We start from the raw sequence: 15,341 nt of genomic DNA, 5'->3' as shown, positions 1-15,341 counted from the left end.
ACTCTGGACGGCAAGGGCGAAGCCGGCAGGAACACCGTTACCTGGAACGGCCAGGACAACAGCGGCTGCAAGACAGCCAACGGCGTCTACCTGTATAATCTGCAGGCCTTCGGCCACAGCGCCACCAAGAAGTTAGTGGTGATCCGCTAAACCTTTCCCGGATCCGGCAGCCTGGGCAAAGGCTGTCAGCTTACCTTCCTCTCCGGCCTTGGGCCGGGGAGGAAGGGTGTTTGTGTAATCCCTAACAAAACAATCTTGTTCTTTAGGATTTTTTAACGGCCGGGCCGTACCGGATGTTACTACTCAGAGCGGATACCCTTCACCGGCCTAAATATCGGTCATATTCAGGGCAAGCTCTGTGGTGAGTGACTTGTACTGAGCTTGCCGAAGTAAGCCGAACCAATAGTAGATTTTATTCTCACCAAAACACCCCGCTACATCGGGGCAAGCTACGAAATACGCTAATTATATTGGATTGAAAAAAACAGGAATGTCTACTAATAATAGACGCTCCTAATTTAATATACCAGGAAAAAATGCCGGTTTTGTTATCGAGTTTCATCGGCTTTAGCGGGGCAAGGCCCCCAAGACATCATATCTATGGTGAAGCAGTACGTCCTTAAAAAAATAGAAACAATTAATAAATAAAATATTTTTAACAAGGAGGTGAAACCCTTAACAAGTCCTAAAAGTTAATTATTTTAGGTGAAATTATCAGCAGGGGGTTTTACTTTAAGCAGTCAAAATTAGCATAAATTTATACTGGAGGGAATTTAAATGAAAGCAGTAAGGGTACTGTTGGTTCTGATGCTGGCTCTTACGGCCATGGGAAACCAGGCCTGGGCCGGCACCACCGGAAAAATCAGCGGCGTGGTGTTAGACGCCGAAACCAGGGAGCCACTGCCCGGCGCAGTGATTACCATGCTGGGCACCGCCATGGGCGCCAACACCGATCTGGACGGCCGGTACTCCATCATCAACGTGCCGGTGGGCACCTATACGGTGCAGGCCAAGATGATGGGTTACGAAACCCAGAACATCACCGGCATCAAATCCATCATGGATTTAACCACCCCGGTTAATTTCAGGCTTAAATCCACCATCATCGAAATGGAAGGCACGGTGGTCAGAGGCGAGAAAGGCATCATCCAGGTCCGGGCCGACGTTACCAGCACCACCAAAACCGTGTCCACCAAGGAGATCGAGAACATGGCCGGCGTCCGCAGCTACCAGGACGTGGTGGCCGGGCAGTCGGGCGCCATCGAGACCTCGGGCGGCGGGTCCGGCAACACCAGCGGCATTCACATCCGGGGCGGACGGTCCAATGAAATCGCCTATTTCGTGGACGGCCTTTCCACCCAGGACCAGGTCACCGGCCGGAGCGGGGCCAACCTCAACAACAACGCCATTCAGGAAGTGATGATCATCACCGGCGGCTTTAACGCCGAATACGGCTCGGCCATGTCGGGCGTGGTGAACGTGGTCACCAAAAGCGGCACCGCCAAGCTGGAGGGAATGATGCGGATCCGGACCGACGCCATATTTCCCAAGGAACAGATGCTTTATAACGGCTACAACGGGCTGGAGGCTAACCTGGGAGGCCCGGTTTACGGGCTGAAGGACTTCAAATTCTTCCTGTCCGGCGAAATATACCGCCGCCAGTATGCCGATGAATGGGCGGCCTACGAGCACACCGAACAGGAGTTCTATTCGGGCCAGGCCAAGCTGACCATGGACAAAAGAATGTTCAAGGCCACGGTGGGCGGGTTCCTGTCGCGCATCCAGTACGGCTCCTTCTACGGCCGGAACTACAATGCCGATTTCAAGTACAACATAAACGGTAACTTTTCCCGGGTCCAGAAGAGCCAGCAGGTCCAGACCACCATCACCCACATGCTTTCCAAGGATATTTTTTACACCGCCAACGCGGCTTATTTTAATACCACTACTGATATGGGCGTCCGCAAGCACAATGCCAGCGGTTTCGCAGGCTGGTTCTCCGACTACGAATTCAAGCTGCCCTACAGCCAGGAATGGTTCAAGGATCCCTCCAGCCCGTTCTATACCGGGGACACCCTGGAGGGATACCGGGACTTTCACCAGGAAGCCGCGGATTCCAACCCCTACGGGGTGGACGGGTTCTTCTTCGTGGGCGACTATCCCACCTGGTCGCAGCGGGAATCCCGCTATGCCCTGGGAAGGCTGGATGCCACTAGCCAGGCAACCGCGGTCCACCAGTTAAAAAGCGGCTTGGAGGTGAAGTTCAACACCGTAAAGTTCCACTCGGTGGGTTACCCCTCCTCCAGCATTTACGACGATTCCACCGGAGAAGTCAACTATACCTACCAACCCGATAATTATACCTATTATCCTTTCCAGGGCAGTTTTTATGTCCAGGATAAGATGGAATTCCAGGGTCTGGTGGTCAATGCCGGCGTCCGTTTGGACATGCTGAACGCCCAGGCCGAACATGTGGCCGACGTCAAGGACCTCCAGAATATCAAATGGGTAAAAACCTCCATGAAGTACAAGGTTTCGCCCCGGCTGGGCATTTCCTTCCCCATCACCGAAATGACGGCCCTGCGTTTCTCATACGGGCAGTTCTTCCAGCAGCCCGACTTGTTGTACCTTTATTCAAACATAGTAAATGCCGCTTCGGGCAACCTTTCAAGCCTGGGCAACCCCGACTTGAATGCCCAGCAGACCGCGCAGTTTGAACTGGGCCTGCAGCACCAGTTCTCGGCTAATCTTTTGGCCAATCTGACCGCCTACTATAAAGACATTTATCATTTGCTGGGCATTCGCAACGTCGTAGCCCTGCCCCGCTCTTATTACCTTTATATGGACGCCGAATACGGCAACGTCAAGGGGGTCGAGGTCCAGTTAGACGCCCAGCTCACCGGGTGGCTGACCGCCCGGGCTTCCTATGTCCTGTCCATAGCTCGGGGCAGCAGTTCCTATGTCTGGGAGGTTTACGTCACCAACTACAACCAGGGAAGCGAGGACTGGCTACCCAAGCAGGATTATTATCTGGAATTCGACCAGCGGCACAATATATCGGCCTCGCTCTCGGTGGGCCTGGAGAAGGGCGATGGACCCAAGGTCTTCGGGATTCGGCCGCTGGAAATGCTCAGTGCCAACATCAACACTAAGGCCGGGAGCGGATATCCCTACACCAAGACCGACGTTGACTTCAAGCCGCTGGAGTTGAACAACAGCTCCCGCATGCCCTGGACCTTTAGCACCGACCTGAGGATCAACCGGGACTTCAAGTTCGGGCGCCTGAGCCCCGGCATCTTTATGGAGATCGACAACCTGTTTAACAACCAGAACGTGGCTGCGGTATACGGGGCCACCGGCCAGCCCGAGGACAACGGCCGGCTGGCGGCCGGAGAGCTGGATGTTTACGCCATTCCGGTCAGCCGTTACTATCCCAACGGCCAGCCCAACCCCCTATACAGCACCAAGGCCGACCTGAACCGCGACGACTATGTTTCCGCCGAAGAACATTACCTGGCCGCGGTCAAGGCCCACGACGAGTTGCAGAGGAACGGCTTGAATTCCTTCCCCTACGAAGCTTCGCGCCGGATCAAGGTCGGCCTGAGCCTTGGCTTCTAACCCGCAATAAGTTCCGGCTTTTGGTCTTTGAATAGGGCTTGACGGATGCCGGAGCCGATCAAACGCTTTACAATAATGGTAATCAGCTTTTAGGAGGAAAACTTAAATGAGGTTAAACAAAGGGAAACCGGCTGGCCGGGGGTTGATGATATTTATGATTGCCTTATCCCTGGCGTCCAGCTTAGCCAGCGTGGTTTGGGCCAGGCCCAAAGAAGCGGTCCCCCAGGACAATAAAATATGGGACTGGAGGCCGCTGCAAAAAAATAATTTTTTCCACGCCATAACCAATTACGGCGTTTTGGGGCAGGTTAAAGGCGGCGGCGCCGCCTACGCTTTTTGGCCGGCCCCGGCCATTGATGCCGACAGCCAAATCGTTCCGCCGGCCATGAATTACATCTTCGGCTGGGGATTGTGGATCGGAGCCCAGGTCAGGTCCACCAAGCCGGGCAAAACCCGCGATACTTTGACCACGGTGGGGTACAACCCCAACAACGCCACCGGAGAATACACCGCCGGAGCGGTGATTGGCGGAGCGCCCCAGAGCGTTAGCGCGGCCGACGTAAAGATATATTCCTCGCTGGAGGCCGGCTGGCCTTTGAAGACCACCGGAGGCAAGGACAGCGTTATGTCGGTGGAGGACACCCGGGCTGCATATAACGATTACGCATTATTGAAACACGCCACCGGCGGGCGCCCGCTGAAAGTGGAGGTGACCCAGACCACTTACCAGTGGAACTACCCCACCAATCAGGACATCATATTCTTTTTGTTTGAAGTCAAGAACACCGGCCCGGATACCCTGTTTGACGTTTACCTGGCCCCTACCGCCGACTGCGACATCGGGAACGAAGCCGGCACGAATGCCAACGATGTCTGTTATTACGACGTCACCACCAACATGGGCTACCAGTACCAGGTTTCCAAAACCGAGGTCGGCTGGACCCGGGACGCGGGCTGCGTGGGCTTCATGTTCATGGAGAGCCCCATTGCCAATAAAAGTTTTACTTCTCCGAACGGAGATTTTCATATAGATATAGGCGATACGATAGGCCTTTATGCCTTCAAGACCTTCAACATCGCCGTCGATCCTCCGGACGACATCACCCAGTACCAGGAGCTGGCCGGCTACAATTACCTCACCGGAGATTTCAAGCGGCTTGACCCCAAGCCCTCCCCCGGCGACTGCCGCTTCATGGAGTCCACCGGTCCCATCGACATGGCCCCCGGTTCAACCGCCAAGACCATCGTGGCCGTGATCTGCGCCAATTTCGATTATAGTTACTTGAATGTCAACGATACCCTGGCCATCGCCGACCTCAGGGCCAAGGCTAAATCGGCCAAGACGATCTACGACGCCAACTGGCTGCTGCCCGGGCCCCCGCCTGCTCCGGCGCTGACCATTACCCCGGGCCACCACCGGGCCATAATCGGGTGGGATAATTCGTCCGAAATCGAGGCTAATCCCAAAAATAAAAACCTGCTGTATGCCCAGAAAGTGACCCGGGACAGCAGCACCTTGGCCAAGTTTGACCCGAATTTCCTGACTAACATCTTCCAGGGCTATAAGCTTTACAAGAGCGACGACGGTTCCACCTGGAAGTTGCTGGCCCAGTGGGACAAGGATGACCGGTATGTTGTCGATTCGATAGGGATGATCGTTACCGGGCCGGAAACTCTTAAAGCGGCGCAATGGGTGCCTTCCGATAGCACTTATAGGTCGGTTGTTTTAAATCCCATCTGGATAAACCTGGGCGCCGACTCAACCTTCAATTGGAAGACCCCGGCGTTTTTAACCGATACCCGGGGATCCAATAGCGGGTTGCAGTATTCCTATGTGGATGAAAACCTGATCAACGGTTTCACCTATTATTATTCGGTCAGGGCCTACGGAATCAACTGGCAGTCCGACCTGAACGACGCAAAGGACAGCATCATCTCCAAGTCGCCGGCCTATTACGAAACCGCCATTTCCGAGAACGCAACGGCGGCGGTGCCCCGCAGCGAGCCCAACGAGTATCTGGCGCCCCAGGGTTATGTCACTTCTTATGCCGGTAAGGCCTACAATTTGTCGCAAAAAATAGCGGTCACCATAGACCTCCCCCGGGCCGTAAAGAACGGGACATTCAAACAGATATGGGGACCAGTAACCCGCAGCTCCGGCAAGGATAATTCCAGCAGCCCCGCATACTATCCGGTGCTGTCCTATCTGGTCACAGATCAGGACGGGGATACCGTGGTAATGCCGACCCCCAGCACGATGCTTTTTGACACGGTGCGCGGCGTCGCCCGTTGGCTGAAAAGCGTCAAGTATACTCCTGGAAACTACATCACCATAATAAACGACATCCTGGTCAACAAATCGGGCTTTGCGATAAAATCAATCGTGCCTTCTGCCAGCTATACCGATACGGCATCCGTCGCACTAATAACCAATCCCGACATGCGCTGGGGTTTCCGCAACGGGACCTTAGAAATCCGCTGGACCGTAACCGGAACTTCTCCCAGCGACACCTTGTGGCCCCAGGTCTGGCATGTGGTCGATTCGGCCCAGAACATAGTGGTGCAGGTTCCCTATGATTCTACAAAGTTGAACGACTGCGTCTCCAGCTCATGGAACCTGGGCGGAACGGGAACCCGCAAGGGAAGAATGTATATTACTTCGGACACTTCGGTGTCGGATACGGCAAACAGCTGGACCAGTTCAAAATTCGCCAGGCAGTATATCAACCTCTGCGGGGTCAGGCTCTATTTCAACCGCGGCCCCGCGAGCACCACGCGTATGATGACTTGGGGTGCAAATAAACCGGCCAACGGGGATATCTGGAGATTAAGAACCACCGGCAGCACCGTTCCGGTGGAAGGGGAATACCAGGTGATCACCACCTCGGAATACCAGTTCACCAGTTCGGTAGCTGACCTTAAAAAGATCAAGGTGATACCCAATCCCTACATTGCCCGCAATATCTGGGAACGCACCAACGACCGCAACAAGCTTCAATTCACCAATCTGCCTTCAAAATGCACCGTTAAAATTTACACCCTGGCCGGGAACCTGATTAAAGTGCTGGAGCATGATGACAATGCCGGCCGGGATGGCGGCACCTGCTGGTGGGATCCGATGCTGACCATGAACCAGCAACAGCTGGCCAGCGGGGTCTATCTGTATTACGTGGATGCCCCCGGCATCGGGACCCATGTCGGCAAGTTCGCGGTGGTCCGTTAAACCTACAATCGCCGGCGGCTGAAGAATTATCCGGCCGCCGGCGCCGGATCTGATAAAACAAAATATTTTACATTACGAAACAACAGGGAGGTGTCCATGAAAAAAAATATATTGATAGCCTTGGCGGCGCTGGTGGCCATTGGCGGCCAAGCCGGGGCGGTGACCTTTTCCAAGGTGGGGACCGCGGGCGCCCAGTTCCTTAAACTAGGGGCCGGAGCCAGGGCGGTGGGCATGGGCGAGGCCTTTACGGCGGTGGTGGACGATGCCACTGCCATGTACTGGAATCCGGCCGGCCTGGCCCAGGCCAAAAAGCAGGAGATGACCTTTACCCACAACCAGTGGCTGGGGGGCATCAAGCACGAGTTCATCGGCTACTGCCTGCCGCTGGGCGGTAACGGAACGTTAGGAATGAACCTGACGGTGCTCAATGTCGGCGAAATGCCGGTGACCACGGTAGAACGGGGCGAAGAAACGGGAGAGTTCTTTACCTGCATGGACTGGGCTTTTGCTCTGGGCTATGGCCGGAACCTGACCGACAAAGTGGCCTTCGGCGCCACCGCCAAGGTCATCCAACAGAGGATCTGGGACATGAAGGCCTCGGCCTTTGCCATGGACCTGGGGATTTCGGCCAAGACCGGTTACAAGAGCCTGCGGATAGCCGCCGCCCTGCTGAATTTTGGCACCGATATCCAGTATAAAGACGGCCAGTTGATAGACGCTTTCAACTGGCACGATTATGGCGATGGCCCCCAGCAGACCCAAAGCCTGGAATACGTGACCAGTTCTTCACCGCTGCCTTTAAGCTATCGGCTGGGCCTGGGCTATGATTTAATAGACAACCCTACCCACAAGCTTACCGGGGCCTTTGACTACGTTCACCCCAATGACGGCAGCGAAAAGCAGAATCTGGGTGTGGAATACGGCTTCAATAAAATGCTGTTCGCCAGAGCCGGGCTGCGGATCGATATTGACGCCCGTTATGATAAGAATGCCTATAGTCCCACTTTCGGCATGGGAGTTGATTATGGCTTCGGCATGCTTAAAACCAAGATAGACTACGCCTTTGCCGATTACGGGCCGTTAAGCACGGTTCATCGTATTGCTTTAGCTTTGATCTTTTAACCAACCAAAGCCCGGCTTTATAGGAAACGGGGGCGGCTTAGGGAGAAGCGATGGCACTGAAAAATATTCCGCCCCGCAGGCTGAGCTTAAAGCTTATCTTCAGCCTCCTACTTTTTCTGCTCTTTGAGAATATTTGTTTGGGCGGCCAATGGACCATGATGTTTTATATGGCAGCCGACAATGATCTGTACAGCCAGGCATTAACGGATATTGAAGAGTTGCGAAAAATCGCAGGGAAAGCGGGGATTGAAATCCTGATTCAGTTCGACTCTCCTTCCGGGGCGTTCCGCTACAGAGTCCTGCCCCAGGGAATCAGCACCTTAGCCAGTTTGGGACAGAGCAACAGTGGGTCACCCGAAGCTTTAGCCGATTTCGGGCTTTGGGCGGTAAAAACTTACCCCGCCCGGAAATACCTGCTGGTGTTGTGGGATCATGGTGACGGATGGAGCAAAAGGGCAAAAGGCATCGGAATAGACGGGCTGGACTATTTAAGCGTAGCCGGGGGCGAGTTAAGAGAAGCCCTGGCGGATATCAGTTCCGTGGCCGGGCAACCTTTAGATATTGTGGTATTCGATGCCTGTTTCATGCAAATGGCCGAAGTGCTGATGGAGCTAGATGGAATTTGCCGCTATGCTGTCGGTTCGGAGGCCGGTTTTCCGGCCGAAAGCATGCCGTACGATATGGCCTGGAAGGACATAGACGGGAATACTCCGGCCGAAAGCCTGGCGGTCAGGCTGGTCAATTCCTGCAGCACCTTTGACGACTTGGGATATCAGGCGACCTGTTCCGCAGTTGACATCAACAGTTTGTCGGCCGCAGCGCAAAATCTTAAGCCAATAACCGGCCATTTAAGGCAATTGCCGGTTTCAGCCTGTGTTTGTTCCTCCGCCGTCACGGATTCGGTCTTAAGTTTTTTGCCATGGTATAGTTACGATTTGCCTTTAGCGCTTGATTTTATAGGGAATAGGATACCGGATCCGGAAAAAACTTTGGTTTTAGATATCAGCCGGCAGTTTAAAAACAGCGTGCTGGCCCAATTCATTGCCGGGGATGACTACCAAAAAGCTAATGGCCTGGCCGCTTGGTACCCAAACGGAAAATATAATTTTGAGAGCGGCATAGAAGCATATCGTAATTTGAAATGGTCCGGCCTTTCCGGGTGGGATAAAATACTATACCAGTTGATATTTCAACAAGACTCAACCGCGCCGGTTCCCCAACAAATAAGTCTGGATAAGGAATCTGAAGGAGTTTGGAAGCTGTCCTGGGATCCTGGGTACGAACCTTCGGGGATTGAAACATACCAGATAAGGCATAGCCAAGGCCTGGTGACTGATTTTCTGGATCAAAGCGGGAGCGCCGACTCTGCCAATTGGATTAAAACGGGATTTGCCATCGTTTCCAGGGGCGCCGGTGACACCGCTTATTATTCCATCGGCGGTCAGATGACCATCAGGGATGCGTTCCAGTGCGATTCCACGGGCAACATAGGGTTAACCGCGGAAGGACTTTGGGGATCATTGGTTTTGGAATCAAGTCCGGATACTTTGCTGGGTTGGGACACCTTGGGGGTCTGGAATTTTTACGGTCCCGGGGAACTAAAATACTGCTCAGCCAAAGTAAAAACATCCCTATCCAGGATCAGATTAAACTGGAAACCGTTTTCATCGGGCTGGGTTTATATTGATGACATTAAGGTCTGTCATCCGGATCCGGCAAAATCGACCCAGATCATCTCTTCGCCCTCGCCGGTCCACAAACTGCTCCGGCAGCCGGATGGGGCGGGGTATTATCAGGTAAGGGCCATTGACAGCCTTAATAACATCAGTTCCTGGAGCGAGGCGGTATTTTATCGTCTGGAATCAGGTTTTGCAACAGCCTGGCCCAATCCTTTTAAAAGTGAAATAATGCTGGCATTTTCAACCGGGGTTGGGCAGTCCGGGGAAGTGAAAATATATAATGTTTTGGGTCAATATATAGACAAAATGTCTTTAAGGCAGAAGAAAACCAACGGGGATACTGCAGAATATCTGTATCACTGGGCGCCTAAAACATCGTTGTCCAACGGGATATATTTAGCCAGAATAAGTTCCGGGCTGGATGCCAGGACGGTTAAAATGATTTTGATCAGATAAATTAATAGAAAACAATAAACCATTTAGGAGGGATACAAAATGTTCCGTAAATTGATTCCGTGGGCTATGGCTGCGTTAATCGTTGTTTTTGTGATGACGGGCTGCAGCAAAAAGCCAAGTGAGTATGCGGAAGGACTTCCCGACAATTTTGCCCCAAGCTCAATCGCCACTTATCCCGATACAGTAAAAGTTACCGTCAAGTGGGTGCGCAACTCCGATGCCGAGGCCCAGGGCGGGTTCGGGGGATATTATGTCTACTGCACGTCAAGACATTTGGAATATTATCAAAGCACCACCGACTCCATTGAAGGCCTGACCCAACTGCTGCCCGAAAGCCTGGTGTATTTTCAGGTTTCCGGGAGTCCATTCACCGGCGTTGATGAGGCCGTGGTTACTCATGTATATGATGCTTTAACCGGGAGCACTGTAAATCTTAAGCGGGGCGTCAAGTATTATTTTTACGTCCGCACCATGGTGGACGGAGAATTAAGCTCGGCCACCGACTGGAGCCGGAGCTCGCCCCGTCCCGAAGGCGATGCCAGCATTTTTGCCTTTGTGCCGTTTGACACTTTGGCCGGGGATTCCGGGCTTTACGGGGCGCTTGAACTGAAGCAGAATCTTACTGCCCTGACCATCAATCCCACCCTTTATCGCATTCCAATCACCATCTGGCGGGATACTTTGATAGACTCCACCAAAGTACCGCCCGTAATAACGATCACACCTTCCGACCACGATTCAGTTCTTTGTGGGTATATGGATTTGCCAGACGACATCCTGAATCTTAGAAGAGCCAAAATAGATTCGGCCGGCAACACGGTTTTCCATATCTGGAATAGCAGATATGTCGGCCCGATGGCCGCTCCGGTAGCGGCGATCGACATCATAGCCAAAAAGCTCAACGCCACCCAGTGTTCGCTGCAGATCCCCCAGACCAACACCGCCATCCCAATGAGCAACTTCTGGGGGACGGACGGCAAGGAAAATTATATTCAAATTTTACCGGGCGGCTGGGCTGCCAGCACCTCGGTGCCATTCTTGACAACTTCCCATGGCGCCGTTGTGACGGTGGGAGAAACCGGAACGGTATACCAGTTCTATGTGGCCGGCGGATATTATGTTAAAATCAGGGTAGACAGCGTGACTGCGGCCGGGAACAGCATAAAGGTGACCTTCCATTATGCCTACCAACTGGTGGCCGGGGTAGAAAGTTTCTAAATCGCTCGCGAATACTCCCTTTAAAACCAGTCCGTCTTTTTGTAGCGGGCTGGTTTTTTATTGTTCTCTTAATATTTGTATTGACGGTATTAACCGTTATTTGGTAAACTTACATCGTAGGGACATAAATTATGTCCAACAGACAGGTTTAATAAATTACTGGGTAATAAAATGTATCTTTCACGCTTAGAAATATTCGGGTTTAAATCATTCCCCCAGAAGATCTCGATAGAAGCGGGGTCGGGGGTTACCGCCATAGTAGGGCCCAACGGCTGCGGCAAGACCAATGTGGTGGACGCCATCCGCTGGTGCCTGGGCGAGCAAAGCGCCAAGACCCTGCGTTCGGAAAAGATGGAGGACGTCATCTTCAACGGGACCAAGGGCGAGAAGCCCCTTTCCCTGGCCGAGGTCAGCCTGATCTTCTCCAACGAGGACGGGCAGCTGGCGGTGGAGTACAACGAGGTCTCGGTGACCAGGCGGCTGTTCCGCTCCGGCGAAAGCGAATATCTATTGAACAACCGCGCCTGCCGGCTTAAGGACATCACCGATCTGTTTTTGAACACCGGGCTGGGGGCCGACAGCTATTCGATGATCGAGCCCAGGATGATCGAGACCATCCTGTCCGAGGACCGCTCCATCCGCCGCAGTCTGTTTGAAGAGGCGGCCGGGGTGGCCAAATACCGCCAGCAGAAAAAGACGGCCGAACGGCGCCTGGAATCCACCAACGAGGATCTGCTTCGCCTCCAGGATATAGTGGAGGAGGTGGAGAAAAAACTCCGTTCGCTTAAGCGCCAGTCCAGCAAGGCCAAGGTCTACGACCGCTTTCTGCAGGAATTGAAGGAACTGGATCTGAAGCTGGCGGCCTGGGACAATCTGCGACTGACCCGGGAACAGGAAAAACTTACTTCCCAGATCAAGGTACTGCAGCAGCGGCGGGGCGAAATGCAGCAGCAGCTCGACGAACAGGAAAATTCCATTAGCCGGGCCCGGGAGTGCCTGGAGGGTAACGAGGAGCAGATAGCCGGGGTCCAGACCCGGATCGGGATAGTCTCGGAAGAGATCCAGAAAATGGAGAACCGGCTGGCGGTGATCCGGGAAAGACGCTCCGGGCTGGAGCAGGCCATGCAGCGCCGGGAGGGCGAGATCAAGGGCCTGCTGGCGGCCATTAACGGACTGGAGGCCCAATCCAAGGGTCATCAAAATTCTCAGGAACAGGCCTCCGCCTCTTTGGCCTCCATGACCGAACAGGTCAAGCATCGGGAGGCCGAACTGTTGCGGCTGGAGTCGAGCCTGACCTCGGCCAAGCTGGCCCTGGGTGAAGCCCGCCACGAACTGATGGAGGCGCTGAAAAAGGAATCCGAGGGCAAGGAGCAGATAGCAATTTTACTGAACCGCCAGGAAACTTCCATCAAGGAATCGGCCAGGCTTGCGGCCGAACGGCAGGCCCTGCTGCAGGAGATAGAACAGAGGGTTCAAAAACTTTCCGGGCTTTTGGAACAGGTGGCGGTGGAACGCAAGGCTTTGGAAGTGCTGGCCGAAGAAAGAACCCGCCTGCGGATCAAATCCAAGGAAGCCCAGGACGAGTTGCTGCTTCTGAACAACCAGCTGGCCCAGAACGGCTCTTACCTTTCTGGTTTAGAAAAAGAACAGGAGCTGCTGGCCGGGCTCAATAAACGTTACGAAGGCTACGGCCAGGGCGCCCAGCACCTGCTGGCGAAAAAAGGCGAACTGGGAACTGAGATATTTCCCCTAGCCGAAATGATCCAGGTCGAGCCGGGTTACCAGCAGGCCATCGAAGCCGCCCTGGGCGAAAAACTGCAGTGGCTGGCAGTTCCCAATCTCCAGGCCATGAAGCGGGCCGGGCAGATGCTTAAGGACGACAAGGCCGGCAAGGCCACCTTGATCCCGGCCTCTTCCTTTGTCCCGGGTTCCGAGTCCAGGCCGGTAAAGATATTAGGCACCAGGGGCTGGGCCGCCGACTTTATCAAATGCTCTTCCCAATATGTTCCGATGCTGGCCGCGCTTCTGGACAAGACGGCCGTGGTGGAGAACAGCGAGGACATTTTCGCACTGGGCCGGGAAAACCCCGGACTGACCCTGGTAAGCTTAGAAGGGGAAAAGATGGACCAGAGCGGAGCCTTGTTTACCGGAGGCATGCCCCAGGGCCAATTCGGGCTGCTGGAAAGGAACCAGCGGATAGAACAACTGGGACGGGAGATCGCCGCTTCCCGGCAGGAACTGCAGATCAAGACCTCTCAAATCCAATCCCTGCGGGTCAAGTCTTCCGACCTGGCCAAGCGGTCCGAAGAAGTGGACAAAGAGGCCGAGAGGCATCAGAAGATGCTTTTGGATTCGGAACGGCAGCAGGCCGGTCTGGCCGCCGATGAGGAGCGGGGCCGGCAGAGGGTCGGAGAAGTCTCCGGCCTGCTGGAGGCGGCCCTGGCCGGGAGTGACCAGCTGGGCCTGGAATTGAAGGCCTTGCAGGAAGGTTTTCTGGAATCCAGCGAAAATAACCGGGACGAGAGCCAGTTACTGGCCATGCGAGAGCAGGAGGTTCAGACGCTGGAACAGGAACGGAACCGGAAGGCGTCCGGGGTCAACGCGCTGAAACTGGAGCTTTCGGAACAGAACGCCAGGATCGAAGGGATCAAGCGGGAATTGGAGGAGACCGAGCGCCGCAAAAACGAGTCGCTGGAGCGGATCCAGGCCTTAAGGGCCGAGGATGAAAGCAGCTTCGGCAGCATGGCCCAGTTGCAGCAGGAGGCGGAATCTTTAAATGTGGAGTTGGAGAAACAATCCGCCCTGCGCAAGTCCGCCATGTCCCAAAGGGAGGAATTCCAGAAACAAAGCCAAAAATCACTGGCCGAACTGAAGAGCGCCGAAGAGTCAATGCACAAGGTGCGGCGGGAACATGAAGACCTGCAGCAGCAGCTTTCCCGGTCCCAGATCGAGCTGGGATCGCTGAACAATGAATACGACAACCTGGCCCAGAGGATGCAGGCTGAATATCAGACCGGACTGGCCGGGCTGCCCCAGCCCGAGGAATTCGATGAAAACGCCTCCCGCACCCGGACCGACGATCTGAAATTAAAGCTTAAAAAACTGGGGCCGATCAATTTTGCGGCCTTTGAGGAGCTGAATGCCGAGGAAGAACGCTACGGATTTTTGTCCAAGCAGCGGGAAGACCTTTTAACGGCCAAGCAGGACCTGCTGGTCTCCATCGCCAAGATCGACGAGACCGCCCGGGCCATGTTCACGGAAACCCTGGAGGGGATCAAGAAAGGCTTCGTTCAGATATTCCAGCGGCTGTTCATCGGGGGCGAGGCCGAGATCAGGCTTTCCGGCAGCGAGGACCCGCTGGAGGCCGAGCTCGAGATCCTGGCCACTCCCGAAGGCAAGAGCATGAAGTCCATCACCCTGCTCTCGGGCGGGGAAAAGACCCTGACCGCCACCGCCCTGCTGTTCGGCATCTACCTGGTGAAACCGGCCCCCTTCTGCGTGCTGGACGAGATCGACGCGCCCCTGGATGACGCCAACATCCAGCGGTTCTGCACCATGCTCAAGGATTTTTCCGCCGGCACCCAGTTCATGGTGATCACCCACAACAAGCGGACCATGGAAGCGGCCGACCGGCTTTACGGAGTGACCATGGAACAGCCCGGGATTTCCAAACTAGTTTCGGTTAAATTCGACTGAGGCCGGCCACAATATTTATCCCGGTTCCGAAGAAATTTATACAGGACAGGAGAGAAATAATTGCATAAAGGGTATCAGTTAAACGATCTAAAAATTTGCCCCGGTCAAGGAGAGGTGTGTCCCATCCAGCTGTTCGTCAATCCGGACGAGGCCGAGAAAAAGTACCTGGTCTCGGAGCTTAAGTTGGACGGGTCTTCTCCAATGAGTGTGGGTGATTTTAGGTGATTTTGGGCTACTTACAGGGGAGGAAGCGTGCAGGTCAGTACCTTCAACCGTAAGTATTCCTCGTCTCTCAAACCATACGCCCTGCGCTGAATAACCCTGATCTT

7 protein-coding genes are annotated in these 15,341 nt (G+C 54.3%); all 7 read left to right on the top strand.

What is annotated here, in order from left to right:
- A partial coding sequence (locus HY768_08010; GenBank protein ID MBI4727149.1) for a hypothetical protein occupies window positions 1-150 on the top strand: 150 nt, incomplete at its 5' end.
- A 627-nt stretch (window positions 151-777) separates the two neighbouring features.
- Window positions 778-3,618 (top strand): TonB-dependent receptor, encoded by a 2,841-nt coding sequence (locus tag HY768_08005; GenBank protein MBI4727148.1) that lies wholly within the window; start codon window positions 778-780, stop codon window positions 3,616-3,618.
- A 106-nt stretch (window positions 3,619-3,724) separates the two neighbouring features.
- Complete coding sequence (locus HY768_08000) at window positions 3,725-6,841, top strand: hypothetical protein (GenBank protein ID MBI4727147.1); 3,117 nt, start codon at window positions 3,725-3,727, stop codon at window positions 6,839-6,841.
- A gap of 96 nt (window positions 6,842-6,937) precedes the next feature.
- On the top strand, window positions 6,938-7,963 hold the full coding sequence (locus tag HY768_07995; protein MBI4727146.1) for a PorV/PorQ family protein: 1,026 nt from the start codon (window positions 6,938-6,940) through the stop codon (window positions 7,961-7,963).
- A 50-nt stretch (window positions 7,964-8,013) separates the two neighbouring features.
- Window positions 8,014-10,098 carry a T9SS type A sorting domain-containing protein gene (locus HY768_07990; protein MBI4727145.1) on the top strand — a complete coding sequence of 695 codons (2,085 nt, stop codon included), beginning with the start codon at window positions 8,014-8,016 and terminating at the stop codon, window positions 10,096-10,098.
- A gap of 39 nt (window positions 10,099-10,137) precedes the next feature.
- A complete protein-coding gene (locus tag HY768_07985; protein MBI4727144.1) occupies window positions 10,138-11,316 on the top strand; it encodes a hypothetical protein in 1,179 nt (392 codons plus the stop codon).
- A gap of 171 nt (window positions 11,317-11,487) precedes the next feature.
- Window positions 11,488-15,012 (top strand): chromosome segregation protein SMC, encoded by a 3,525-nt coding sequence (gene smc, locus HY768_07980; protein ID MBI4727143.1) that lies wholly within the window; start codon window positions 11,488-11,490, stop codon window positions 15,010-15,012.
- Window positions 15,013-15,341: the final 329 nt, after the last annotated feature.

The sequence above is a fragment of the candidate division TA06 bacterium genome, from assembly GCA_016208585.1.
Lineage (GTDB): Bacteria > Edwardsbacteria > AC1 > AC1 > EtOH8 > UBA5202.
Note: the sequence above shows the minus strand (reverse complement) of the source record. Positions and strands in the feature narration are given on the sequence as shown.

Coding starts and splice junctions, on each gene's coding strand:
- HY768_08005 (MBI4727148.1), top strand. CDS start 778: ATGAAAGCAGTAAGGGTACTGTTGGTTCTGATGCTGGCTCTTACGGCC.
- HY768_08000 (MBI4727147.1), top strand. CDS start 3,725: ATGAGGTTAAACAAAGGGAAACCGGCTGGCCGGGGGTTGATGATATTT.
- HY768_07995 (MBI4727146.1), top strand. CDS start 6,938: ATGAAAAAAAATATATTGATAGCCTTGGCGGCGCTGGTGGCCATTGGC.
- HY768_07990 (MBI4727145.1), top strand. CDS start 8,014: ATGGCACTGAAAAATATTCCGCCCCGCAGGCTGAGCTTAAAGCTTATC.
- HY768_07985 (MBI4727144.1), top strand. CDS start 10,138: ATGTTCCGTAAATTGATTCCGTGGGCTATGGCTGCGTTAATCGTTGTT.
- smc (MBI4727143.1), top strand. CDS start 11,488: ATGTATCTTTCACGCTTAGAAATATTCGGGTTTAAATCATTCCCCCAG.